The sequence below is a fragment of the Butyrivibrio sp. NC2007 genome, from assembly GCF_000421405.1.
GTDB lineage: Bacteria > Bacillota > Clostridia > Lachnospirales > Lachnospiraceae > Butyrivibrio.
The window spans coordinates 257,194-282,620 of the sequence record NZ_ATWY01000001.1 but is presented as its reverse complement, the minus strand read 5'-3'; the positions used below and the strand labels follow the sequence as shown (position 1 = coordinate 282,620).

Sequence of the window (25,427 nt, the reverse complement as noted above, 5' to 3'; positions counted from 1 at the left end):
AAAGGAGATAGAAATGGCAATTGTAAGTTTCAATAAAACAGTACTTCATAATCTCTTTTCAAAGCCTAAGACAAGAAAGGTAGAAAAAGAGTACCCGGAAGGAACAAGAGGACATGTTGAGAACGATATGGACCTTTGCATCCTCTGCGGATTATGTTCAATTAAATGTCCTACACACGCTATTACTGTAGATAAGGCAGAAAAGACCTGGTCCATCAGACCTATGAGCTGCATCCAGTGCAGATGCTGTGTTGATAACTGTCCTAAGAAATCACTTTCCATGGGACTTAGATTCCAGGAACCCGGATCAGAAAAGGTTACCAAGACCTTCAAGCAGTCTGAGAAGGCTATAGCTGCTCAGGAAGCTCTTATGAAGGCAGCTAAGGAAAGAGCAGCTGCTGCAGCTGCTGCTAAGGCAGCTCAGGCACAGGCACAGGGAAATGCTCCCGCACCTGCTCCGGCAGCACCGGCTCAGGCACCTAAGCAGGAAGCGCCTGCAGAAAACAAAGGATGACAAAAATAATAACAGTTAAAGGGGCGGTTCAGGGTGTTGGATATCGCCCCTTTATTGCTAAGTGGGCAACTAAATACGGCTTAAAAGGCAACGTGAAGAACATAGGGGCAGCTGTTGAGATACTTATATCCGGTAAAGAAGCAGATATTGCCTCTTTTGTTTGTCTGCTCAGAAATGAAATGCCACTTGGCGCCTACATTTTGTCTGTAACCGAAAAAGAGGCAGATACTTCTTTGGAAGTTCCCGATGACTTTTCTATCATCGAGAGTAAAGAGCTTAATCTTTCAGAGGAGATTCCTGTTTTTCTTCCCGATATCGGTATCTGCAGGGATTGCATGGATGAACTTCTTGATAAGAAGAACAGAAGATATGCTCATCCGCTAATAAGCTGTGCTGTTTGCGGACCGAGATTCAGCATAATAAACAGACTCCCTTATGACAGGGAAACAACTACGATGGACAAGTTTGAGATGTGTCCAAAGTGCCTTGATGAATACTCAAATGGCAGAAGACACTATGCTCAGACCATATCATGTCACGACTGCGGACCTCAGATGAAGTTTTTGTTTACCGATGATAACGGAAAAACGCAGGAACTTCAAAAAGAAGAGGCGATTGAAAGAGCGGTTGCGGAGCTTAAAAATGGTAGAATAATCGGACTTAAGGGAGTGTCCGGCTATCAGCTTGTATGCATCCCCACAGAAAGTGCAGCACTTGAACTCAGGAAGATTAAGGGCAGGGAGAATAAGCCTTTTGCTGTAATGTTTTCTGATGAAGAAGCTGCATCTAAGGCAGCTCATATAAGCCCGCTTGAGAAGGAACTGTTAGAATCTTCAGAACGGCCCATAGTTCTTTTGACAAAGAAAACAGACTTTCCCTTCGAGGTTGATAAGGGAAGCAGATATATAGGAGCGTTTCTGCCATCTGCCGGAATACACAGGATTTTATGTGACGAAGTCGGACCTCTTATTGTGAGCAGTGGAAATAAGTCTGATTCTCCGATCATTTTTAAAGATGACCTTTTTGAGAAGACTTTTCTTGGTGAAATCGCCGGAATCCTTTACCATGACAGGGAGATAAACATAGCCCAGGATGATTCTGTAGTATTTACGATAGATAGCAGATCCGGAGAATCAGCTCAGTTTATCAGAAGGGCAAGAGGCTATGCTCCGCTTCCTTTTGTAATAGAAGGAGACAGCTCTTTTGTTCAAAACAAAGAATGTATCCTTGCAACAGGCGGCGATCTGAAGAACACGATATCATTTGCTAAAAAGGACAGAATCCTTACAACGCATTACATTTCAGATCTTAATAATGATACCTATAGCATGGACTTCTGGAATGGGGTAAAAAGACACTACGAAGAGCTCTTTGAGCTTGAGCCGACAGTGGTGGTAAGTGACCTTCATCCGCTTTATGCATCATCCTATATGGCTGATAAGATGAAGCTTAAACAGCTTAAGCTTCAACATCACTTTGCACATATATATTCCGTAATGGCTGAAAACGGCATAAATGAAGCACTTGGTGCTGCCTTTGACGGAACAGGATACGGACTTGACGGTGCAATCTGGGGCGGTGAGTTTATCAGGATAAAAAGTGATGATCCGATCAGAATGGGGCATCTCTCATATGTAAATCTTGTGGGCGGAGATAAGGCCTCCAAAGATGCTGTTCAGACCATGAGCTGTTATATTGGTGAATGTATAAGCTTGGGACTTCTTGATGATAAGAGAGTTTTAATGGACAGCAAAATTAAGATGATGATGGCAGCCCAGAAGATTGGAGCAGGAAGTTTTAAATCCTCCAGTATGGGAAGGCTTTTTGATGCTGTAGCAGCTCTTTTGGAGATATGTTCTTACAATACCTATGAGGGTGAGTGTGCAGTTAATCTTGAGAAATATGCCCATAGCTTTGTGGAAGAAGATAATGGAGCTTATCCGGAGTTTGAGTTTAAGATGGAAAACGAAGGCGGCGAGTTAGTCTTTGACCAGATAGGCTTATTTAAAGATATATACATGTGTTATAATACTAAAGCTTATGATGCAAAAGCCATAGCTTACGGTTTTCATATGGCAATAGTAAAAATGATAAAAGAAGCATTTGAAGAGCTTAGAGATGAGATAGGAATCAATACTGTTTGCCTTTCAGGCGGAGTTTTCAATAACAGGATAATTCTTGGCAAGTCTGCAGAGGCTCTAAGTAATCTTAGCTTTAAAGTGTATTGGAACAAAAAGGTGCCTCTGGGTGACGGAGGTATATCCCTTGGTCAGGCGTATTACGCAATGCTCAAGGGAACAGATAAATAGGAGTATTATATGTGCGTAGCATTACCCGGAAAAGTAATTAAGATGGACGGAACTAAAGCCACTGTGGACTTTAGCGGAAATATCGTAACTGCCGAGGCCGGACTTGTTGATGTCAAGGTTGGTGACAGAGTCCTGGTTCACGCAGGCTGTATCATTCAGACCATGGACGATTCCATGGCGGACGAGCTTGAAGAGATGTTTAAAGAAATCGAGGATATAGGCGTTGGCGGCTGATAACATGTTACAAAGAGTAATTGAAGAGCTAAAGAATTACGATGGTGAAGAAGTGAGGATCATGGAAGTCTGCGGAACACATACTGCAGCAATCTCCGAAAACGGTATTCCTTCCATGTTATCACCTAAGATCAAGCTGATATCAGGCCCGGGATGTCCTGTGTGTGTTACTGTAACAGCAGTGATAGACAGGCTTGTAGAGCTTTCTCTTTCTGAGAACACCTGTGTGCTCACTTTCGGAGACCTTATCAGGGTTAAGGGCAGTAAGATGTCACTATCCGATGCCAAGGCAGAGGGGGCAAACGTAAGGATGCTCTATTCGCCTATGGATTCGATTGCAATTGCAAAAGAAAACCCTTCGACAAATTATGTCTTTGCAGCTATAGGATTTGAGACAACGACACCTGTTTACGGAAGAGTTATTGAGAAGGCTATTGAAGAACACGTAACCAATCTAAAGCTCTTAACTTCACTTAAGACAATGCCTCAGGTAATCCGATGGGTTGTAAAAAATGGCGGAGGTATCGATGGCTTTATAGCACCGGGACACGTGGCAGCTGTTACCGGCGAAGAGATATTTAAGGATCTGGCAAAAGAGCTTGGGATTCCCTTTGTTGTATCGGGCTTTGAGGGAGAACAACTCCTCCTTACCATTTATGCTCTGGTAAAAATGAAGGGGAAGGGCGGATTTAAAAACCTCTATAAACAGGTTGTTACTCCAACTGGCAATGAAATGGCCAAATCCTGCGTTGATAAGTACTTTGAGAAGTCTGATTCATCCTGGCGTGGAATGGGCAAAATTGAAGGCTCAGGAATGATTTTAAGGCAGGAGTACAAGGACTTTGATGCAGGAAGCTTTGGCCTTGATGAAGACCACATGCCACCGGGATGCTCTTGCGAGAAGGTTCTTGTAGGCAAGATAACACCAAATCAGTGTCCTTTATTCGGAAAGAGCTGTACGCCGGACAATGCTCACGGCGCATGCATGGTTTCCACAGAAGGAAGCTGCTATAACTACTATATTTCAGGGAGACGTTAACTTGAAGATAACAATGGCTCACGGAAGTGGTGGAGAGTCCACTTCAAAACTTATATCAGAAGTATTTGCCAAGCATTTTAATAATGAGTATCTGTCCAAACTCGAGGACTCAGCTGTAGTTCCCGGAGCAGGTAAACTTGCTGTAACAACAGACTCTTTTGTTGTAACTCCGCTTGAATTTCCGGGTGGAGACATCGGAAGGCTCTGTGTTTGCGGAACTGTCAATGACCTTCTTATGAGCGGAGCAGTTCCCAAGTATATCACCTGCGGATGCATTCTCGAGGAGGGGCTTGATATAGATCTTCTTGACAGAGTTATAGCATCAATGGCTGAAACTGCCAGGGAGGCTGGCGTTGTCGTTGTCACAGGAGATACCAAGGTAATAGAAAACAGAGGTGGAGAAGGCGGACTTATCATCAACACTTCGGGAGTTGGCTTTATACCTGATGATCTTGATGTACCGGGACCTTTTAAGCTTCAGGATAGTGATAAGATCATAATTTCAGGCAATCTTGGCGACCATCACGCGGCTATTCTCGGAAAACGTATGGGTATTGAATCTAACATTGAGTCAGATAATGCACCACTAACTGAGATGGTTGGTAAACTCTTAAACGAAGGCGTAAGGGTTCATGCCATGAGAGATGTTACAAGAGGAGGTCTTGGTACGGTTCTTAACGAGTTTGCTTCAGCTTCTGAGTGCAGCATAGAGCTTGTAGAGACAGACCTTCCCGTATCACCTGCAGTTAAAGACTTTTGCGGAATCCTTGGCCTTGACCCTATATACATGGGCAATGAGGGCAAGATGGTATTGTCTGTCCACGAGGAGGATGCGGAGAAAGCTCTTTTACTCATAAAGCAGTCTCGTTACGGTGAAAATGCAAAGGTAATCGGATCAGTAAAAAAAGCCGATATAAATAGTGGCGACATCGGAGTCTTTGTCAGGACAAAAATAGGCGGAAAGCGCGTGGTTGGGCCTATGTATGGGGAAGGACTTCCAAGAATCTGCTAGATGTGGTATTATACAATTCATAAGATTTTTAGTGGTTTTTTGTTTTGTACTAATTAAAGATCAGGGTAAAATATGGAATTTAAGAGAATTAATAAAGATACAGTAACATGCATCATCACTGAAGATGATATGTTTGAACAGGGAATAAAGCTTGAGGATCTCTTCGAGAAGAAGAAAGAGGCCATGGACTTTTTACATGAAGTCATGAAGAAGGCAGAGGAAGAGGTTGATTATAAGCCTACAGGCGCATTCATGCCGATGCAGATAACGGTTCTTCCGGATCATTCAATTTCCCTTACACTTTCAGAAAATGCTTCGGCATCCTTTAGCGAGATACTTAAGAACCTCACCGAGAAAGCCGGAATACAGATTCCCAAGAACGTCCTTGAGGATATCGGGGACAGTGCTTCTGAGGATCGCATAAACAGGCTTAATGAGTATCTTAAGAGTCTTAAGCAGCTCACCAATTCGGTTAAGGATATGATGAGCGAAGATAGCGATGCAAAAGATGATAAGAAGTTCACCGTAAATGGCAATGCTACCGTAGAGAGCGCCAAGGAAAAGGCTGACAAGATTTCAACACCTGCAGGCAGGAAGAAAGAGCTTTCTGATGAGGAAAAGAATCAAAGAAGGCTCAAATTCCACGAGTACATCTTTGAATTTGATGATCTTAACACAGTTATCAAATTCTGCAAGAAGGCACCAAAGGGGCTGAGAATTTCCAGCAGCTTGTACAAGAACTCTGTAAACGGCAAATATTATCTTGATCTCTTAAGACAGGGTGAAGAAGCCAAGGTATTTGCATCACTGTTTACAATGGCATACGAATTTGGACATTTTCAAGCTAGTAACCTTAATGTAATTGCACACATAAAAGAGAATTACGATTGCATCATCAAATGTAATGCAATTGGTGAAATGGCATCACTTGATATGTGACGAAGATCATAGAGGAACGGCAAAGAAAAATGCCGTTCCTTTTTTATTTGTAGGGCAGATGATCCATGAGACTTAACAAGTACATTTCTTCCTGCGGAGTTTGCTCCAGAAGAGAAGCTGACAAGTTAATAGCTGAGGGAAGAATCACGGTCAATGGAGAGCTTCCCTCACCCGGATTGGATGTATCTGAAACGGATACAGTCTGTCTTGATGGGACAGTAATAGAAGCCAAGGAGAAACACAGTTACCTTGCCTACTATAAGCCTGTGGGAGTTGTATGCACCACCAGGGATTCCCATGCGGAGAAGACCGTCATTGATGACCTTGGGTTTTCAGACAGAGTAACTTATGCCGGTAGGCTTGATAAGGAAAGCGAAGGACTTCTTATCATGACAGACGACGGAGACCTTATCCAGGCTATGATGAAGGGCTCAAACAAGCATGAAAAAGAGTATGAAGTTACAGTTAACAAAAACATAAACGGCGACTTTTTAAAGAAAATGTCTCTTGGTGTATATTTAAGGGACCTGGACAGGACAACAAGGCCTTGCACAGTTAAACGGACAGGAACAAGATCTTTTAACATAATACTGACACAGGGGCTTAACAGGCAGATAAGGCGAATGTGTCACGAACTGGGCTTTGAAGTTGTGAGCCTTAAAAGAATTCGCGTAATGTGCGTTGAACTTAAGAACCATAACCTTAAGGCCGGGGAGTATGAGAGCCTTACGGATGAAGAAGTGGCAAAATTATACAGAGATACAAAATTGGGGGAGAAAAATGGCAACAGAAGAGATAAAAAGGGAGTATGAGGAGCTTGTAAAAACCATAAAGCACCATATGGACCTCTACTATAATCAGGATACACCTGAGATTTCAGACTATGAGTACGATCAGCTCATGCAAAGGCTTAAGGCCATAGAAAGAGAGAATCCGGAGCTCGTTACAAAGGATTCTCCCAGTCAGATCATCGGTGGAACAGCAAAGAGAGAAGCCGGTGTCAAGATAACTCACAACGTTCCGATGCTATCAATTGAAGATGTTTTTAATACTGGTGATGTAGCTGCTTTTGTAAACAAGGTGCATGGAAGGCACCCCGGAGCTGTGTTTTCCGTTGAGCAGAAGATTGACGGCCTTAGTATGTCGCTGCGCTATAACAGGGATGAAAGTGATGGTAAGCTTCACCTGACTATGGCAGAGACCAGAGGAGACGGCCTTATCGGCGAGGATGTCACAGCCAATGCCCTTGTAATCCCTGATGTGAAAAAGACACTGGACCTTCCCTATGAGTATCTGGAACTCAGGGGAGAAGTATATATGTCCCATGATGATTTTGAGGCCTTTAATGAGGAGCAGGAAAAAGCAGGTAAAAAGCTGGCTGCAAATCCAAGAAACCTCGCTGCAGGAACTCTTCGTCAGCTCGATCCGGAAGTTACAAGAAGCCGTGGCCTTAAGATGTTTGTGTTTAACGTTCAGGACGGTCCTGATGAGATAAAAGCATCTCACGTAAAAGGTATGGAAATCCTTGAAAAGGCCGGTGTAAGATGCGTATTTCACAAGGCCTGCGAAAGCGCAGAAGAAGTAATTGATGCAATAAACATCATAGGAGAGATGAGAAATGATCTGGATTTCGACCTTGACGGAGCTGTAGTCAAGGTGGATAACACAGCCTGGAGAGATGATTTCCCTGCAGGTTCCAAGTATTCAAGCGGACACATTGCATATAAGTATCCTCCTGAAGAGAGAGTTATTGAGATGGATGAGATACTGGTTGATGTCGGAAGAACAGGTAAGCTCACATTTACAGGAAGCTTTCACGACGCCGAGACAGGTAAGCCTGCAAGGCTCTGCGGAACCAGTGTATCAAGGGCGACTCTCCATAATCAGGACTACATCACAGATATGAAGATAGGTATTGGCGGTCATTACAAGCTCTTTAAGAGCGGAGAAATCATTCCGAAGCTTAACGGATGTGTCAAGGAGCCTTCAGTAGTATTTGAGGCACCTAAGACCTGCCCTGTATGCGGAAGCCATCTTGTAAGAGAAGAAGATACAGCAGATATCAGATGCATCAATCCCAACTGCCCGGCGCAGGTAACAAGGACCATTGCATACTTTGTATCAAGAGATGCAATGAACATCATGGGACTTGGAGATACTCTTATAGATGCTCTTGTAAGTGAAGGTTATCTTAAGAGCTACGCTGATATTTATCATTTAAGAGACCACAGAGATGAGCTCATAGAAAAAGGACTTATCGGAAAAGAGAAGAATACGGATAAGCTCCTTGCAGAGATAGAAAAATCAAAAGAAAATGATCCCGTGAGGCTCCTTACAGGACTTGCCATCAGAAATGTCGGCAAATCCACTGCCAGAGAGATAATGAAGCACTTTGATGATCTCTCAGACTTGGAGAGAGTTACTGTTGATGGCTTTATGAGCCTTCCTGACATCGGACAGACAACAGCTCAGGATCTGTATGAATTCTTCCATGATGAGAAGAATACGGCTATAATTGAAGAAATGAAGAGCCTTGGCCTTAATATGAAGGCGATAAAAGACGCTGATGCTTCCGACAAGCTTGCAGGAATGACCATCGTTGTCACAGGTACACTTCCTACTCTTGGCAGAAAGGAAGCGGAAGAGCTCATAGTCAAGAACGGCGGAAAGGCATCCGGAAGCGTTTCAAAGAAAACTTCTCTGGTGCTTGCCGGAGAAGCAGCCGGAAGTAAGCTGACTAAGGCAAATGAACTTGGAATAAAGGTCATAGATGAAGCTGAGTTTCTTAATATGCTAAAATAAAAGCTATTATTACATCAAGGAGATAAGCAAGATGCCAATCAAAGTAAAAAATGATCTACCTGTCAGAGACATACTTGAAAAGGAGAATATATTCGTAGTAGATGAGAACAGGGCTATGCACCAGGATATCAGATCTCTCCAGATATGTATCCTCAATCTGATGCCACTAAAGGAAGATACAGAGCTTCAGCTCCTTAGGTCCCTGTCTAATACTCCTCTTCAGATTGATGTATCCTTCATGCAGATGAGCTCACATCACTCCACAAATACATCACCCAACCATCTGGACAGGTTTTATCATACCTTTGATGAGCTTAAGGAAAACACATACGATGGTCTTATTATCACCGGAGCGCCTGTAGAACAGATGAAGTTTGAAGAAGTTGATTACTGGGACGAGCTCTGCAGAGTTTTTGAGTGGTCCAAGGTAAATGTAACCAGCACCTTCCACATCTGCTGGGGAGCTCAGGCAGGAATTTACTATCACTACGGAATTGATAAAGAGCCATTGCCTGAAAAGAGATTCGGAGTATACCAGCACAGAGTAATGAACCGAAAGGTACCTCTTGTAAGGGGCTTTGATGATGTCTTTTATATGCCTCATTCAAGACATACTGAGACACCGGCTGATAAGATCCATGCCTGTGACGATCTGGTTGTCCTTGCTGAGTCTCCGGCAGCCGGAGTATTCCTTTGCATGAACAAGGCAGGAAGCCAGATATTTGCTATGGGACATGCAGAGTATGACAGGCTCACTCTTGATTCCGAGTACAAGAGAGACTTATCAAAGGGGCTTCCGATCCAGCCTCCTGTTAATTATTATCCGGATAACAACCCTGACAATAAGCCTGATCTTGTATGGAGAGGTCATGCAAATAACCTTTATACCAACTGGCTCAACTACTATGTATATCAGAACACTCCATACAAATGGGGACAGATCCTGGATGAGGAAAAGAGATCCCTGGCCAAACACGGTCTTACACAGAAGATAAACAAATAAGGAGAACTACGATGGCTGCTTCAAAAAAGCTCCGCAACATATATACTCAGTTTCCGGAAGGAAAGCACAAGGTACTTACTCTTTCCTACGATGACGGTAAGATACCTGATAAAAGACTCTTGGATATTCTAAATGAACACGGTATAAGAGGCACTTTTAATCTCAACTCAGGACTTGAGAAGATCAAGTTCAAGAATGCCTATGACGAGAGAATTCCCTGTGATGAATATAAAAAGCTTTACAAAGGACATGAAGTTGCCTGCCATACAGTGACGCATCCGACAATTGCAAGATCGCCAAAAGAGCAGATGGTTCTTCAAGTCATCGAGGACAGAAGAGCTTTAGAGAAGATTATGGGCTACACGGTAAGAGGTCTTGCTTATCCAAACGGTTCTGTTGATGATAATGTTGTAAATGCTCTTAAAGCATGTGGTATAAGATACGGAAGAACGGTAACTTCAACACACGGTTTTGGAATACCGGAAGATTTCCTAAGATGGAATCCTACCTGTCATCATGCTGACAGTTCACTGGAAGATCTTTGCAAGGAGTTTATCAAAAATCATAAAACCCAGTATCAGTATATGTTTTATCTCTGGGGACACAGTTACGAATTTGAGAGAGATGATAATTGGAAGATTATCGAAAAGTTTTCTAAAAAAATAGAAAACAAATCGGATATATGGTACGCAACCAACATAGAGATTGTCGATTACCTCGATGCTGCAAGCCGCGTACAAGTCGCTGTTGACGGGACTTTCGCATATAATCCAAATGCAAAAAGTGTCTGGATCGAAGTTGATAAAAAGTCAATTGAGCTTAAGGGAGGAAAGACCACGGAGTTGTAATTTGTATTTAAATAAGTTAAAATAAATATGTTAAGTCGATAATTTTTCTTCAAGGAGAATGCTTATGCCTCTAAATCTTGAAAACGAAGATGCAAACGTAAATTCTACGGATTTTAAGAAAAAACCTACCAAAAAGACCAAGGAAATGCTTGAGGAGAATACAAGACAGATTGAGGAACTGACAGCTTCTCAGTCAGAACTTGATTCAGAACTTGCTGCCCTTGAAAAAGAGGAGCAGGCTCTTGGTGAGAAATCTGCCCTTAAGATGAAAGTTAACCACAAGAAGTTCGGCGAAGGTGTGATAACCAAGCAGGATGGTAAGTATATTGAGGTTAAGTTTGCAGACGTTGTTAAGAAATTCGTCCTCCCGGGATGTATTGCTAACAAGTTCCTTGAAGTTGAGGATGAGTCGATTCTTGATTATTATCAGAAATGTAACGACATTCATGAAAAGAAGATATCTACAGAGCTGAAGATCAAGTCTGCAACCTATGCAATACAGAGGCATGAGGATGCAATCGAGAGATTAAAAGCAAAACTTAAATAAATACGTAAATAAAATGCCACGGCGTTTGCCGTGGCATTATTTTATGTCTTTATATCAAACTACTTTCTTGTGTTCTTCCTGAACTTTCTTCTGTGCGGTTGAGAGCATAAGCTTAATTCTGTTAAGCTGGTTAACCTCTGATGCTCCCGGATCGTAGTCGATGGCAACAATATTGCAGCCGGGATACATATGGCGCATCTGCTTGATAACACCTTTACCAACAACGTGGTTTGGAAGGCATCCAAAAGGCTGTGTGCAGACGATATTGGTTGCTCCTTCATGTATAAGCTCTACCATTTCTCCTGTAAGGAACCAACCTTCACCGGTCTGGTTACCGATGGATACGATAGGTTCTGCATACTTAACAAGTTCATAGATACTTGTAGGCGGATCGAAATGTACACTCTTTTTAAATGCTTTTGTAGCACCGACTCTGAGCTTTTCAATAAGCCAGATAGCACCTCGCATAACAAGAGCAGTCTTCTTGGATGTTCCAAGCTCTTTTGCCTTATATATCTGATTGTAGAAGCAGTAGAGCATAAAGTCGATAAGGTCAGGAACAACGGCTTCAGCACCTTCTGACTCAAGAAGCTCTACAAGGTGGTTGTTGGCTGCAGGAGCAAACTTAACAAGAATTTCGCCGACTACACCAACTCTTGGCTTAATCTCATCTGTAAGCTCGATCTTATCGAAGTCTTCTACGATTTCGCGACAGATCTTCTGGAACTTTGTATAGCTCATATGCTTGGAAGTTACGAATTCAATCGCAACCTTTTTCCACTTCTCATGGCAGGCATTTACTGATCCCTTGACCTTCTCGTAAGGACGCATACGATATACGCATCTCATGAACACATCACCGAATATAGCGCCGTAAGCGGCTCTCTGAAGCATCTCGGCATTGATATGGAAGCCCGGATTAGCCTCTAACTTGGAGAGGTTAAGAGATACTACAGGAATCTGCTCCATGCCGGCTTTTTTAAGAGCTCTTCTGATAAAGCCAACGTAATTGGTAGCTCTGCATCCGCCACCTGTCTGAGACATGATGACAGCAGTTCTGTTAAGGTCGTATTTACCTGAATGAAGTTCATCCATGATCTGACCTACAACCCAAAGTGAAGGGTAGCAGGCATCGTTATTAACATATTTAAGACCCATATCAATAGCATGCCTGTTGTCGTTTTGCATAACAACGAAGTTATAACCGCAGGCTGCAAATGCAGGCTCTAAGATGTCAAAGTGAATAGGTGACATCTGAGGGCAGAGAAGAGTGTAATTCTTTCTCATTTCCTCTGTGAAGAGCACTCTGTTATTGGCTGTTGATCTGATGGTTCTCTTCTGGTTTTTCTGCTTTCTTACACGGATGGCTGCAAGTAGTGAACGAACACGGATCCTTGCACTTCCAAGGCTGTTTACCTCATCAATCTTGAGGCAGGTGTAGATCTTATCTGAACCTGAAAGTATATCGTTTACCTGATCTGTTGTAACTGCATCAAGTCCGCATCCGAAGGAGTTGAGCTGTATAAGATCAAGGTCGTCGCGCTCTCTGACGTAGCTTGCTGCTGCATAGAGTCGTGAGTGGTACATCCACTGGTCTGATACGATAAGAGGTCTCTCGGGTTTGCCAAGGTGAGATACACTATCCTCGGTAAGTACAGCAACACCGTAAGAGCAGATCATATCCGGAATACCATGGTTGATCTCAGGGTCGATGTGGTAAGGACGACCGGCAAGAACAATACCGTGTCTGTTATTTTCTTCCATCCATTTAAGGGTCTCTTCACCCTTGATCTGGATGTCTTTTCTTGCGATGGCCATTTCTTCCCATCCGTCTTTTGCAGCATTAATAACCTGCTCGGCGGGAATTTCTTTAAACTCTTTTACAAGAGCATCAGTTACAGTCTCGATATTTGTAAAAGCCATGAATGGGTTTCTGAGCTTGATCTTGCCGCCTGTAATGGCCTCAACGTTATTCTTAATGTTCTCTGAATATGATGTAACAATAGGGCAGTTATAATGGTTGGTTGCGCCTTCTACCTCTTCACGCTCATAGAAAAGGCCGGGATAGAAGATGAAGTCAACATTCTGCCTGATAAGCCATTCCACATGTCCGTGTGAGATCTTTGCAGGATAGCATTCTGACTCACTTGGGATTGACTCAATACCGAGCTCATAGATCTGATGAGTTGATCTGGGTGAGAGAACAACTCTGAATCCAAGCTTTGTAAAGAAAGTGAACCAGAATGGATAGTTTTCATAGAAGTTAAGTACTCTTGGAATACCAACAGTTCCTCTTGTTGCCTTATCTGCTTCAAGAGGCTCATAGCCAAAGAGTCTCTTATACTTGTAGTCAAAGAGGTTAGGAATACCCTCGGCGTTCTTGACCTTACCGATTCCTCTTTCACATCTGTTACCTGATATGTGTTGACGACCACCTGTGAACTTATTGATTGTAAGTCTGCAGTGGTTTGTGCAACCCTGGCAGGTAGTCATGCTGGTTGAATACTGAAGGCTGTTGATCTGATCGATGGAGAGCATTGTTGTCTTGTAATCCTCAGTCTCTCCGTATCTTTCTCTTGCTATAAGAGCAGCACCGAAAGCACCCATGATTCCGGCAATATCAGGTCTTATTGCTTCAGCGCCTGAGATGATCTCAAATGCACGAAGAACAGCGTCGTTGTAGAAGGTTCCGCCCTGTACAACGATGTGCTCACCAAGGTCCTTGGCATCTGAAACCTTGATAACCTTAAAGAGAGCATTCTTGATTACAGAGTATGCAAGACCTGATGAAATATCAGCTACATCAGCGCCTTCCTTCTGAGCCTGCTTAACTCGTGAATTCATAAATACTGTACATCTTGTTCCGAGATCTACAGGGTACTTGGCATAAAGAGCAACCTTGGCGAAGTCCTGAACACTGTAATCAAGGGACTTGGCAAAGGTCTCGATGAAGGATCCGCAGCCTGAAGAGCAAGCTTCGTTGAGCTGAACGGAATCAACTGAGTTGTTCTTGATATGGATGCACTTCATATCCTGACCACCGATATCAAGGATGCAGTCAACCTTGGGGTCAAAGAAAGCAGCAGCATTGTAGTGAGCTATTGTCTCAACCTCTCCGTCATCAAGAAGAAGAGCAGACTTAAGAAGAGCCTCACCATAACCTGTTGAGCAGGCTCTTGCAATCCTTACGCCCTCGGGCATAAGCTTGTAAATCTCCTGAATTGAGGAAATGGCTGTCTTAAGAGGACTTCCGTTATTGCTTGAATAGAAGGAGTAAAGAAGATCTCCGTCCTCACTTATAAGTGCACATTTGGTGGTTGTTGAACCTGCGTCGATACCAAGGAAAGCATTGCCTTTGTAGCCCTCGAGCTTTCTGGTCTTAACGCGGTATTTGTCCTGACGGTCCTTAAATACCTTGTATTCCTCTTCATTTCTAAAGAGGGGATCAAGTCTTGAAACTTCGGCTTCCATAACGATCTTGCCTGAGAGCTTATCAACCATCTCATCCATGGTGTAATGAGTCTCTTCCTCAGCGTTCATGGCAGAACCGATGGCAGCGAAGAGATGAGAGTTATCAAGGTTGATTGCATGCTCATCATCAAGATTAAGAGTTCTGATAAATGCCGCACGGAGCTGGTCCAGGAAGTGGAGAGGACCACCTAAGAATGCAACATGTCCGCGGATTGGCTTACCACAGGCAAGTCCTGAAATGGTCTGGTTCACAACAGCCTGGAAAATGGATGCTGAAAGATCCTCTTTGGTAGCACCTTCATTGATAAGAGGCTGGATGTCAGACTTGGCAAATACTCCGCATCTTGCTGCTATTGTATATAGTGAATTGTAGTTTCTTGCGTAATCGTTAAGACCTGTTGCATCTGTCTGAAGGAGGGAAGCCATCTGGTCGATAAAAGAGCCTGTACCTCCGGCGCAGATACCGTTCATTCTCTGCTCAACATTGCCGTCCTCAAAGTAGATGATCTTGGCGTCCTCACCACCAAGCTCAATTGCTACATCAGTTTTGGGAGCAATGGCCTTAAGGGAAGTTGATACAGCAACAACCTCTTGTACAAAGGGAACTTCCAAGTGCTTGGCAAGTGTAAGTCCGCCGGATCCGGTGATAACAGGGTGTAGCGTTATGTTACCGCACTTTTCCTGGGCCTCTACCAAAAGGTCTCTGAGAGTTTCCTGTATGTTTGCGAAATGTCTTTTATAATCGGAGAATACAATATTGTTTGTATTGTCCAAAAGAGCAATCTTAACGGTAGTTGAACCGATATCAATACCTAATGTGTAATCCTTGGAAATCATAGTATACCTCTTTTTCTTCTTATTATATGTTGCAGAAGACAAACACTATGATTATAATGCACTAGTGGTTAAAAATCAACGAAAACAAATTGTGCAAAATATGATAATATAGATTAGGCGAATAAAGAAGGAAAGAGGTCTTTTACATGAATAGATTCTTAAGTGAGATGGAAAGAAAATTTGGAAGGTATGCCATAAACAACCTTACACTCTATATAATCGTCCTTTATGTCATAGGTTATGTCATCAAATTATTACCAAACGGAGCTATGATACAGAGCTATTTAACACTTAATCCGTACCTTATCCTGCATGGACAGGTCTGGAGACTGGTATCCTGGGTGCTTCTTCCACCCACAGCCCTCAGCATCTGGCTTCTCATCACATTGTACCTGTACTACTTCATAGGAACTACCATGGAGAGAACAGTCGGGTCATTTAGATATAATGTCTTTATTTTCGGCGGAATGATCCTTATGATACTGGCTGCTTTTGTTTCTTATGCATGGGTCTGCTTTAAATTCGGATCCAGAGGAGAAGAGGCAATTGCAAGCATGATGATGTACTACTCGGGAGTTTTTAGCACCTACTATGTTCAGGAAATGGTATTTTTATCATTTGCCATCAGCTATCCTGAGATACAGCTTCTTCTTATGTTCATCATCCCCGTTAAGGTTAAGTATCTTGGAATTCTATATGCAGCATACATGGGATTTGAGGCAATCTTCAGCGGAATTATAGGCGGAGATATCCCGATTCTTATTGCGATCCTTTTCCAGTTTATTAATCTTGGACTGTTCTACATTTCGACAGGAAGGGCTCATCACCTGCGTCCAAGTGAGAATCGCAGAAGGGCTCAGTTCCAGCAGAGCGTAAAGATGGCGCCAAAGGGAATCACAAGGCATAAATGTGCTGTTTGCGGTAGAAGCGAAACGGACGACCCGAACCTTGAGTTCAGATTCTGCTCAAAGTGCAACGGCAATTACGAATACTGCCAGGATCATCTCTTTACACATCAGCATATTAAATAACACATTTTAGGAGCATTATGGGAAACATAGATAATAAGGAAAAAGAATTTGCGGAGACCCTGAAGTACGTAACAAGACTTGCCAGGGAAAATAAAAATGTCATTTCAAAAGAACAGGTGGATGATGCCTTTTCTGAACTGGATCTCGATGAGAAGCAGCTTCAGATGGTATATGAATACCTGAATCAGCACAATATCGGTATCGATGAGGCTATAGATACTTCCGATAACCTTACAACTGAGGAGAACAACTACCTTCAGGACTACCTTGAGAGCCTTGAAGGTCTTGAGAAATTATCTGATGGTGAGAAGGAAGTTGCAGCAATGGCTGCCATCGCCGGTGACAAGAATGCTCAGGACAAGCTTATCGAGAACTATCTTCCCCTTGTTGTTGATGTTGCAAGAATGTACGCAGAACAGGGAGTATTTCTCGAGGACCTCATCGGAGAGGGAAATGTTGCACTGACTAAGGGCGTTACCATGCTTGATGCGGTAGGAGAGCCTTCAGAGGTCGAGAGCTTTTTATACAAGCTCATGCTTGATGCCATGGAGAAGATAATAGAAGAGAACCTGGCAGAAGATACCGGAATGCAGAAGGTCCTTAACCTGGTAAACGAAGTTAATGATAAGGCAAAAGAGCTTTCGGAAGACCTTAGACGTAAAGTCACCGTTGAGGAGCTGATGGAAGAGACCGGTTGGGATGAAGAGAAGATCCGCGACGCCATTAAGTTTAGCGGCGATAATATTGAAGACATTGATACAGGCAAGAATGAGAAGGCATGAATAATATAGTTAACGAAGACGATTTTAAGTATTATATGCAGGATATAGAAAGATACTATTTCGGAGCAAGGTACAATTATCAGGAACTCCTTGATAACGAAATGGTACCTTTCAAATTCAAGACCATCATAACCAAGTACCTTAAGGATGATGTTGATTATGACACAACTCTTGAGTCACATCTGTATTATCTGACTAAAGAGGGCTTTGATTACAAGATATATAAACAGCTGAAGGGGAGAATAAGAGTATCCCAGTACAAGAATCCTGACAAAAAGGAGAAGGGCTTTAAGGAAAAGATATATACCTGCGAACAGCTATCTTCAATTGAACCTGAAGAAAAAGAGAGACTTGGCATGATAGTGAGAGAACTTATCATTTCAAAGCTTGCGCTTTTTGCTTTTTCTGTCTGAATAAAAATAAGCATAAAAAAATCACCCGGAATAATCCGAGTGATTTATTTTTGCGATTAAGCTCTTTCAACTTTGTTGGATCTAAGGCAGCTTGAACATACATTCATTCTCTTAGTAGCTCCGTTAACCTTAACTGCTACGTGCTGAACGTTTGACTTCCAAACTCTGTTAGATCTTCTATGAGAATGGCTTACGTTGTTTCCGAAATGAACGCCCTTGCCACAAATTTCACATTTAGCCATTTTGACACCTCCTTATAAGCCATGTAAAAGTTCATATAGCAAATTTCTGCGGAAATTTCCGCAACATTGATATATTAGCAAACATTCAAAAAGATTGCAAGCAAAATATGAAAAATTTATAGTTTATTTTTTTTCAAAGTACGTTATAATAAAACATGTATGCGAATTTGAAGGTTACGCATTAAGGAGGATAAATAATGAAGGCTTCAGTGGTTAACACTCACATGGGAAATATTTCTATTGATAATGAAGTTATTGCCCAGTATGCTGGTGCGGTTGCGATGGAGTGCTTTGGAATCGTTGGAATGGCTAACGTAAACGTCAAGGACGGTCTTGTTAGTCTTTTAAAGCTTGATTCCATGACAAGGGGCATCAACGTTACCCTTGACCAGAACAACAAACTAAAGCTTGATTTTCATGTTATTGTAGCATACGGCGTTAGTATTTCTGCTGTATCAGAAAATCTTATTGACACTGTTAAATATAAAGTAGAAGAATTTACGGGGCTTGAAATCGAAAAGATAAATATCTATGTCGAAGGCGTCCGTGTCATTGATTAAGTCGATTTTAAGTTCAGGAGGATTTTGTTTTGAGTAATAATTCTATTGACGCTAAGATGCTTTCAAAGATGTTTCTTAGCGGAGCCAAGAACCTTGATGCAAAGAAAGAATGGATAAACGAACTGAATGTTTTCCCTGTACCCGACGGTGATACAGGAACAAACATGACTATGACCATTATGTCAGCAGCCAAAGAGGTTCAGAGTCTTGGTGATACAACAGATCTTGGAGCAATCTGCAAGGCTATTTCTTCAGGGTCACTCAGAGGTGCAAGAGGTAACTCAGGTGTTATCTTATCCCAGCTTCTTCGTGGCTTTACCAAGGTTGTTAAGCAGCATGACGTGATCACTGTAAATGTTCTCTCAGAGTCTTTTGAAAAGGCTGTTGAGACAGCATATAAGGCTGTTATGAAGCCCAAGGAAGGAACAATCCTTACCGTTGCCAAGGGAGCAAGTGAGAAGGCTCACGAGCTTGCAATGGAAGGCTGTGATGATATAGAGACCTTCTGCGATGAAGTTATCAAATACGCTGAGGAAGTTCTATCAAAGACTCCCGATATGCTTCCTGTTCTTAAACAGGCAGGCGTTGTGGATTCAGGCGGACAGGGACTTGTTCAGGTACTTAAGGGCGCACGTGACGGTTTCCTTGGAAAAGAGATTGACCTTACTATCAGCGAGGATGCAGGAACTCCTGGTGCCAAGGCTGTTCCCGGATCAGAGACTACCAAGGAAGACATCAAGTTTGGCTATTGCACAGAGTTTATCGTACTCCTTAATAAGCCTCTTAACGTTAAGCAGGAAATAGATTTCAAGGGATTCCTTGAGTCAATCGGTGACAGTATCGTTATGGTTGCCGATGATGAGATCTGCAAGGTCCACGTTCACAGCAATGACCCCGGCCTTGCAATCCAGAGAGCTCTTATGTACGGACAGCTCTCAAACATGAAGATCGATAACATGTGGATGGAGCACAGAGAGAAGCTCTTCCATGAGAATCAGGACGGATCATGGTCAGAGATCCAGACTGAGATAAACGGAGCTGCAGAGCTAACACCTACCTACAGTGCCGGAGATGATATTCCTCTCGGAGACAAGGTTGAGATGACACCTGAGCCGGAAGAGGATCTCGGACCTCGTAAGGATGTTGGTTTTGTAACTGTTTGTGCCGGATCAGGACTTGCAGAGATCTTTAAAGGCCTCGGTGTTGATTATGTAATCGAGGGCGGACAGACTATGAACCCTTCAACTGCAGATATTCTCGACGCAGTTGCCAAGGTCAATGCAGATACAGTTGTAGTTCTTCCTAACAATAAGAACATCATTCTCGCAGCTAATCAGGCAGCTATCATGTCAGAGGACGGAGACGATAACAAGAAGATCGTTGTTGTTCCAAGTAAGACAGTTCCTCAGGGAATCACAGCTATCATCAACTATGTGCCTGATGTTGCAATCGATGATAACATTGCAGCTATGACAGAATCTCTTTCAACAGTTAAGACGGGAGAGGTTACCTACGCTGTAAGAGATACAGTTATTGATGATGTTACTATTAAGCAGGGTGATTACATGGGAATCGGTGACAAGGGAATCCTTGATGTAGGCTCCGATATCGCAGATGTAACCTTCGGAATGCTTGAGAAAATGATGAGTGATGAGCTTGAGCTTATCAGTGTATATTACGGAGACGAAGTAGAGGAAAAGGACGCAGAAGCGCTTAGAGACAGAATCCAGACTCAGTATCCACAGTGTGATGTGGAGCTTCAGTTTGGTGGTCAGCCGATCTACTACTATGTTGTTTCCGCTGAGTAAAGCTTTTAAAGCCGGGCTTAACAGTCCGGCTTTTTTTGTCCGTTAGACTATGGGGGTAAAGCTTTGGGGAGAAGTGAATTACAGGAAAATATAATCGAGCTTAAGGGAATAGGTGAAAAGACCGGCAAACTTTTTAACAAGATAGGCGTGGTGACCCTGGGAGACCTTCTTTATTACTTTCCGAGGGGGTACGATCTTTTCGATGCGCCCAAAAGAGCTTGCGACCTTAAGGAAAATATAATCTGTGCCTGTAAACTGACCATTATCGGTTCTGTAACAAGGCGCCATGTAAGAAATCTGTCTATTGTCGCTTTTGAAGCTGCTGATGAGACAGGAAGGGTCAAAATGACTTTCTTTAATGCGCCTTATCTGGTTAATTCCATTAAATCCGGAAGTACATATATATTCAGGGGAGTGGTTCGCAAAAAGGGAAATTTCTTTTCCATGGATCACCCTAAGATGTATAAGGTTGAGGAGTATGCGCCTCTTATTGGAAGTCTTCAGCCCAGATATCCTCTTACAAAGGGGCTCTCCAACAATACCGTTATGAAAGCTGTTGAAAAGGCTTTTATAAATGTTGGAAAGCTTGAGGAGTTTATGCCTGAGGAAATCTGTGACAGACTTGATCTTATTGGATTTTCCGAAGCGCTTCATTCCATACATTTTCCAAAGAATGCTGAGGATCTGGAAAATGCCAGAAGGCGACTTGCCTATAACGAATTTCTTGTATTTGTCTTAAAACTTCGTCTTCTTAAGCAGAATTCTGAAGAGATAAGAAACAATTATCCAATGATCGAGGTGGCAGATACGACAAGGCTGATTGAACAGCTTCCCTATAAGCTTACGGGAGCGCAGCTACGTGCCTGGGATGACATAAAAAGAGATCTCGGCGGCGGTTTTGTAATGAACCGTCTTATACAGGGAGATGTTGGCTCCGGTAAAACGGTCCTGGCTCTTCTTGCGCTTATCACTACAGCTGCCAACGGCTATCAGGGGGCTTTGATGGCACCTACTGAGGTTTTAGCTGCACAGCACTATGAGAGTTTTAAAAATCTTATCAGGAAATACAACATAACAAGCCTTAAGATAGCTCTTTTAACAGGAGCGTTATCTGCCAAGGATAAAAAGGAAGTACAGAGGCAGATCGCAGAAGGCGAAGTCAACTGCATAATCGGTACAAATGCGCTTATTCAGGAAAAAGTAACCTATAAGAATCTGGCACTTGTTATAACCGATGAGCAACACAGATTCGGTGTAAGGCAGAGGGGGACCTTTGCTGAAAAGGGTGAAAAGACCCATGTACTTGCGATGAGTGCGACACCTATTCCGAGAACTCTTGCAATTATTCTCTACGGAGATCTGTCCATATCGATTGTGGATGAGCTTCCGGGAGGCAGAAAACCTATAAAGAACTGTGTTGTCGGAACAAATTACAGACCTACAGCCTACAAGTTTATCGCAGATCAGGTCGCCGGGGGAAGTCAGGTCTATGTTATCTGCCCGATGATTGAAGAGGGAGAACTGGACGGAGTTGAAAATGTTGTAAGCTACACCCAGATGCTTAAGGCTACGCTTCCCGAGTCCGTGAATGTCGAAATGCTTCATGGAAAAATGAAGCCTGCGCAGAAGGATGCCATTATGGAAGCTTTTGCGAGAAAAGACATAGATGTACTGGTTTCCACAACTGTAATCGAGGTTGGCATAAATGTTCCCAATGCCACAGTTATGATGATAGAAAACTCTGAGCGATTCGGCCTTTCACAGCTTCATCAGCTGAGAGGAAGAGTCGGAAGAGGCGATAAACAGTCCTACTGTATATTCATCAATTCATCCGATGATGAGGATGCGGCTAAGAGACTTGATATCATGAACAGATCAAATGACGGTTTCGTAATTGCTGAGGAGGATCTAAAGCAGAGAGGCCCCGGAGATCTCTTTGGAGTAAGACAGTCGGGAGAGCTTTGTTTTAAGGTCGGAGACATTTATCATGACAGTGACCTGGTAAAAGAATCTGCCATGGATGCTGACAGAATTTTGTCAGAGGATCCTGAGATGAATCTTCCACAACATACAGTACTTAAGGAGCTTATAAGCACAAAATCTGCAAATTTTGTTGACTTTACCACTTTATAAAAGTAAGATATTTTTAGTAAATAAGGTAGAAAATAGGAGGAGTGTTGGCATTTGCCAGCCAATTGTATGTCTAAGATAGCTATCATTACCGACAGTAACAGTGGTATCACCCAAAAAGAAGCTGAACAACTCGGCATTTTTGTTGTGCCTATGCCATTTATGATAAACGGTGAAGACTTCTTTGAGGATATTAATCTGACTCAGGATCAGTTCTACGAGAAACTTGCTGAAGATGCCAGTGTGTCAACCTCGCAGCCAACGCCGGAATCTCTTTTAACTCTTTGGGACAAGGTGCTTAAAGATTACGATCAGATCATTTATATCCCAATGAGCAGTGGATTGTCAGGATCATGTCAGAGCGCATATATGCTTGCTCAGGAGGAGTACGAGGGCAAGGTATTTGTTATCGACAATCAGAGAATCTCAGTTACACAGAGACAGTCAGCTCTGGATGCCAAGGCTATGGCAGATGCAGGATATACAGCTGAACAGATCAAGGACAAGCTCCTTGAAATGGCGCTTGATGCAAGTATCTACATAATGCTTGACACACTCCATTATCTTAAAAAGGGCGGAAGAATAACTCCCGCTGCAGCTGCTCTTGGTACACTACTTCGTCTTAAGCCGGTTCTGCAGATCCAGGGAGAGAAGCTTGATGCTTTTGCCAAGGCAAGGACCACAGCTCAGGGCAAGAGCATTATGATAAATGCCATCAAGGCAGATATTGAGAACAGATTCGGTGGAATGGAAGCCGGTGATTTCCTTATTGCCGGGGCATACACTAACAACCTGGAAATTGCACAGGAATGGAAAAAGGAGGTTGAAGCTGCCTTCCCGGGACATGAGATGCACATGGATCCGCTTTCGCTTTCGGTAGGATGCCATATTGGACCCGGAGCTCTCGCTGTAACAGTATCGAGAAAGCTTCACTTATGAAAAAAGTATTTATGAAATAAAAGGGGTTATATTTAATGACTATGCAAGATTATGGAGCTTCCAGTATTACAGTCCTTGAAGGACTTGAGGCGGTGCGTAAGCGCCCCGGAATGTATATCGGAAGCGTTACAACCAGGGGACTTAATCATCTTGTATATGAGATCGTCGACAATGCTGTCGATGAGCATCTGGCAGGGTATTGTTCCAGGATAACAGTCACTTTGGAGGCTGATGGAAGTGCGACTGTTGAGGATAACGGTCGAGGAATTCCTGTCGGTATGCATGCCAAGGGCTTTACTGCCGAGCGTGTGGTACTTACTATGCTCCACGCGGGAGGTAAGTTTGATAATAATTCTTATAAGACCAGCGGAGGCTTACATGGTGTAGGTTCCTCCGTTGTTAATGCGCTTTCAACATGGCTGAAGGTAAGGATCAAGAGAGAAGGCTATATCTATGAGGATGCCTACGAAAGAGGTATTCCTACAGTCAAATTGGACAATGGCCTTTTAACACCGCTTGGAACAACCAAGGAAACCGGTACTACCATCAGCTTTCTTCCGGATGACACCATTTTTGAAAAGACAAGGTTCAGAGAGGATGATATCAAGTCAAGACTCCATGAGACTGCATATCTAAACCCTGAGCTCACAATAGTTTTCGTTGACAAAAGGCCCGGTGTGGAAGAGTACATTGAGTTCCACGAGCCCGATGGAATAACAGGATTTATTCAGGACATGAATAAGTCCAAGGAAGCTGTTTGCGACGTTATCTCTTTTAGCGGAGAGAGCGACGGAGTTGAGGTTGAGGTGGCTTTTCAGTATGTAAATGAGTTCCACGAGGAAGTTCTGGGATTTTGTAACAACATTTACAACGCAGAAGGCGGTACTCACTTAACCGGCTTTAAGACCATGTTCACAAACATAATCAATCAGTATGCGAGAGAACTTGGCATTCTTAAGGATAAAGACATAAACTTCACCGGAACCGATGTAAGAAACGGAATGACAGCTGTTGTTTCGATCAAGCATCCGGATCCGAGATTTGAAGGACAGACCAAGACCAAGCTTGATAACCAGGATGCAGCCAAGGTTGTATCCAAGGTTACAAACGATGAAGTAACAAGATTCTTTGACAGAAATATTGAGATCCTTAAGTCGATCATAGGTTGTGCCGAGAAGGCTGCCAAGATCAGGAAGACTGAGGAAAAAGCTAAGACCAATATGCTTACCAAGCAGAAGTATTCCTTCGATTCCAACGGTAAGCTTGCTAACTGCATAAGTAAGGATGCAACAAAGTGTGAGATCTTCATTGTAGAGGGAGATTCCGCCGGTGGTTCTGCCAAGATGGCAAGAGACAGAAACTATCAGGCTATTCTTCCTATAAGAGGTAAGATCCTCAACGTTGAGAAAGCCAGTATCGACAAGGTTCTTGCAAACGCAGAGATCAAGACCATGATCAACGCCTTTGGCTGCGGATTTTCCGAAGGCTACGGCAATGACTTTGACATCAACAAGCTTCGCTATGACAAGATCATCATCATGGCCGATGCCGACGTAGACGGTGAGCATATTTCAACGCTTCTGCTTACACTTTTCTACAGATTCATGCCGGAGCTTATTTATCAGGGCCATGTATATCTTGCAATGCCACCTCTTTATAAGGCACTTCCTGCAAAGGGCAAGGAAGAGTACCTCTATGATGATGTAGCTCTTGCCAAGTACAGAAATGCCCATAAGGGAAAGAGCTTCACGCTTCAGAGATACAAAGGTCTTGGTGAGATGGACCCTGAGCAGCTTTGGGAGACTACGCTCGATCCTGAGAGAAGACTCCTTAAGCTGGTAGAAATTGAGGATGCCAAGATGGCATCACAGATGACGGAACTTCTTATGGGTGTAGATGTTCCGCCCAGAAGAGAATTTATTCACATGCATGCTACTGATGCTGAGTTGGATATTTAAGGATGGTTA

At 43.0% G+C, this 25,427-nt stretch carries 21 protein-coding genes; 19 read left to right on the top strand and 2 right to left on the bottom strand.

Translation table 11 applies throughout. The annotated features are described in order from the left end of the window. Positions 1–13: 13 nt before the first annotated feature. From G632_RS0101195 to G632_RS0101145, 11 genes are all read left to right on the top strand, one after another. A complete protein-coding gene (locus tag G632_RS0101195) occupies positions 14–514 on the top strand; it encodes a 4Fe-4S binding protein (protein ID WP_022767206.1) in 501 nt (166 codons plus the stop codon). Continuing rightward, positions 511–2,823 carry a carbamoyltransferase HypF gene (hypF, locus tag G632_RS0101190; RefSeq protein WP_022767205.1) on the top strand — a complete coding sequence of 771 codons (2,313 nt, stop codon included), beginning with the start codon at positions 511–513 and terminating at the stop codon, positions 2,821–2,823. The genes G632_RS0101195 and hypF overlap by 4 nt, the downstream gene beginning before the upstream one ends. Positions 2,824–2,832: 9 nt before the next feature. Further along, positions 2,833–3,057, top strand: a complete 225-nt coding sequence (locus G632_RS0101185; RefSeq protein ID WP_022767204.1) for a HypC/HybG/HupF family hydrogenase formation chaperone — start codon at positions 2,833–2,835, stop codon at positions 3,055–3,057. Positions 3,058–3,061: 4 nt separating this feature from the next. Beyond that, on the top strand, positions 3,062–4,096 hold the full coding sequence (gene hypD / locus G632_RS0101180) for a hydrogenase formation protein HypD (RefSeq protein ID WP_022767203.1): 1,035 nt from the start codon (positions 3,062–3,064) through the stop codon (positions 4,094–4,096). A 1-nt stretch (position 4,097) separates the two neighbouring features. Further along, complete coding sequence (hypE, locus tag G632_RS0101175; protein ID WP_022767202.1) at positions 4,098–5,108, top strand: hydrogenase expression/formation protein HypE; 1,011 nt, start codon at positions 4,098–4,100, stop codon at positions 5,106–5,108. A gap of 72 nt (positions 5,109–5,180) precedes the next feature. Next, the gene (locus G632_RS0101170) at positions 5,181–6,047 is read left to right on the top strand and encodes an adaptor protein MecA (RefSeq protein WP_022767201.1); all 867 of its coding nucleotides are present in this window, start codon (positions 5,181–5,183) and stop codon (positions 6,045–6,047) included. Between the two features lie 65 nt (positions 6,048–6,112). Further along, complete coding sequence (locus G632_RS18450; protein ID WP_022767200.1) at positions 6,113–6,859, top strand: pseudouridine synthase; 747 nt, start codon at positions 6,113–6,115, stop codon at positions 6,857–6,859. Further along, a complete protein-coding gene (gene ligA, locus G632_RS0101160) occupies positions 6,828–8,849 on the top strand; it encodes an NAD-dependent DNA ligase LigA (protein ID WP_022767199.1) in 2,022 nt (673 codons plus the stop codon). The genes G632_RS18450 and ligA overlap by 32 nt, the downstream gene beginning before the upstream one ends. Before the next feature lie 31 nt (positions 8,850–8,880). After that, on the top strand, positions 8,881–9,852 hold the full coding sequence (gene metA / locus G632_RS0101155) for a homoserine O-acetyltransferase MetA (RefSeq protein ID WP_022767198.1): 972 nt from the start codon (positions 8,881–8,883) through the stop codon (positions 9,850–9,852). A gap of 11 nt (positions 9,853–9,863) precedes the next feature. Next, on the top strand, positions 9,864–10,700 hold the full coding sequence (locus G632_RS0101150; protein ID WP_022767197.1) for a polysaccharide deacetylase family protein: 837 nt from the start codon (positions 9,864–9,866) through the stop codon (positions 10,698–10,700). 64 nt (positions 10,701–10,764) lie between these two features. After that, positions 10,765–11,247 carry a hypothetical protein gene (locus G632_RS0101145; protein WP_022767196.1) on the top strand — a complete coding sequence of 161 codons (483 nt, stop codon included), beginning with the start codon at positions 10,765–10,767 and terminating at the stop codon, positions 11,245–11,247. Between the two features lie 54 nt (positions 11,248–11,301). Here G632_RS0101145 and G632_RS0101140 read toward each other — a convergent pair whose 3' ends face one another. Continuing rightward, positions 11,302–15,555 (bottom strand): 2-hydroxyacyl-CoA dehydratase, encoded by a 4,254-nt coding sequence (locus tag G632_RS0101140; protein WP_022767195.1) that lies wholly within the window; start codon positions 15,553–15,555, stop codon positions 11,302–11,304. A 146-nt stretch (positions 15,556–15,701) separates the two neighbouring features. Here G632_RS0101140 and G632_RS0101135 point away from each other — a divergent pair, with 146 nt between their 5' ends. From G632_RS0101135 to G632_RS0101125, 3 genes are read left to right on the top strand one after another with little or no spacing between them, the layout of a single operon-like run. Next, the gene (locus G632_RS0101135; RefSeq protein ID WP_022767194.1) at positions 15,702–16,586 is read left to right on the top strand and encodes a hypothetical protein; all 885 of its coding nucleotides are present in this window, start codon (positions 15,702–15,704) and stop codon (positions 16,584–16,586) included. Between the two features lie 17 nt (positions 16,587–16,603). Next, complete coding sequence (locus tag G632_RS18445) at positions 16,604–17,368, top strand: hypothetical protein (protein ID WP_022767193.1); 765 nt, start codon at positions 16,604–16,606, stop codon at positions 17,366–17,368. Continuing rightward, a complete protein-coding gene (locus G632_RS0101125; RefSeq protein ID WP_022767192.1) occupies positions 17,365–17,781 on the top strand; it encodes a hypothetical protein in 417 nt (138 codons plus the stop codon). Before G632_RS18445 ends, G632_RS0101125 begins: the two co-directional genes overlap by 4 nt. Positions 17,782–17,837: 56 nt before the next feature. Here G632_RS0101125 and rpmB read toward each other — a convergent pair whose 3' ends face one another. Continuing rightward, positions 17,838–18,023, bottom strand: a complete 186-nt coding sequence (rpmB, locus tag G632_RS0101120; protein ID WP_022767191.1) for a 50S ribosomal protein L28 — start codon at positions 18,021–18,023, stop codon at positions 17,838–17,840. Positions 18,024–18,220: 197 nt separating this feature from the next. Between rpmB and G632_RS0101115 the strand changes: the two genes are divergently transcribed. The 5 genes from G632_RS0101115 (at position 18,221) to G632_RS0101095 (ending at position 25,418) form a co-directional block, all read left to right on the top strand. Beyond that, positions 18,221–18,583 carry an Asp23/Gls24 family envelope stress response protein gene (locus tag G632_RS0101115; RefSeq protein WP_022767190.1) on the top strand — a complete coding sequence of 121 codons (363 nt, stop codon included), beginning with the start codon at positions 18,221–18,223 and terminating at the stop codon, positions 18,581–18,583. A gap of 29 nt (positions 18,584–18,612) precedes the next feature. Next, entirely contained in the window at positions 18,613–20,391 is a 1,779-nt protein-coding gene (locus G632_RS0101110; protein ID WP_022767189.1) for a DAK2 domain-containing protein, read from the top strand. Between the two features lie 63 nt (positions 20,392–20,454). Beyond that, entirely contained in the window at positions 20,455–22,524 is a 2,070-nt protein-coding gene (recG, locus tag G632_RS0101105) for an ATP-dependent DNA helicase RecG (RefSeq protein ID WP_022767188.1), read from the top strand. Between the two features lie 66 nt (positions 22,525–22,590). Further along, a complete protein-coding gene (locus G632_RS0101100) occupies positions 22,591–23,460 on the top strand; it encodes a DegV family protein (RefSeq protein ID WP_022767187.1) in 870 nt (289 codons plus the stop codon). A gap of 35 nt (positions 23,461–23,495) precedes the next feature. Further along, positions 23,496–25,418, top strand: coding sequence for a DNA gyrase/topoisomerase IV subunit B (locus tag G632_RS0101095; protein ID WP_022767186.1), 1,923 nt, complete (start codon positions 23,496–23,498; stop codon positions 25,416–25,418). Positions 25,419–25,427 lie beyond the last annotated feature (9 nt).

Coding starts and splice junctions, on each gene's coding strand:
- G632_RS18450 (WP_022767200.1), top strand. CDS start 6,113: ATGAGACTTAACAAGTACATTTCTTCCTGCGGAGTTTGCTCCAGAAGA.
- G632_RS0101115 (WP_022767190.1), top strand. CDS start 18,221: ATGAAGGCTTCAGTGGTTAACACTCACATGGGAAATATTTCTATTGAT.
- rpmB (WP_022767191.1), bottom strand. CDS start 18,023: ATGGCTAAATGTGAAATTTGTGGCAAGGGCGTTCATTTCGGAAACAAC.
- G632_RS0101145 (WP_022767196.1), top strand. CDS start 10,765: ATGCCTCTAAATCTTGAAAACGAAGATGCAAACGTAAATTCTACGGAT.
- G632_RS0101170 (WP_022767201.1), top strand. CDS start 5,181: ATGGAATTTAAGAGAATTAATAAAGATACAGTAACATGCATCATCACT.
- ligA (WP_022767199.1), top strand. CDS start 6,828: ATGGCAACAGAAGAGATAAAAAGGGAGTATGAGGAGCTTGTAAAAACC.
- hypF (WP_022767205.1), top strand. CDS start 511: ATGACAAAAATAATAACAGTTAAAGGGGCGGTTCAGGGTGTTGGATAT.
- G632_RS0101100 (WP_022767187.1), top strand. CDS start 22,591: ATGTCTAAGATAGCTATCATTACCGACAGTAACAGTGGTATCACCCAA.
- G632_RS0101185 (WP_022767204.1), top strand. CDS start 2,833: ATGTGCGTAGCATTACCCGGAAAAGTAATTAAGATGGACGGAACTAAA.
- G632_RS18445 (WP_022767193.1), top strand. CDS start 16,604: ATGGGAAACATAGATAATAAGGAAAAAGAATTTGCGGAGACCCTGAAG.
- G632_RS0101140 (WP_022767195.1), bottom strand. CDS start 15,555: ATGATTTCCAAGGATTACACATTAGGTATTGATATCGGTTCAACTACC.
- G632_RS0101125 (WP_022767192.1), top strand. CDS start 17,365: ATGAATAATATAGTTAACGAAGACGATTTTAAGTATTATATGCAGGAT.
- G632_RS0101095 (WP_022767186.1), top strand. CDS start 23,496: ATGACTATGCAAGATTATGGAGCTTCCAGTATTACAGTCCTTGAAGGA.
- hypD (WP_022767203.1), top strand. CDS start 3,062: ATGTTACAAAGAGTAATTGAAGAGCTAAAGAATTACGATGGTGAAGAA.
- metA (WP_022767198.1), top strand. CDS start 8,881: ATGCCAATCAAAGTAAAAAATGATCTACCTGTCAGAGACATACTTGAA.
- G632_RS0101135 (WP_022767194.1), top strand. CDS start 15,702: ATGAATAGATTCTTAAGTGAGATGGAAAGAAAATTTGGAAGGTATGCC.
- G632_RS0101195 (WP_022767206.1), top strand. CDS start 14: ATGGCAATTGTAAGTTTCAATAAAACAGTACTTCATAATCTCTTTTCA.
- G632_RS0101150 (WP_022767197.1), top strand. CDS start 9,864: ATGGCTGCTTCAAAAAAGCTCCGCAACATATATACTCAGTTTCCGGAA.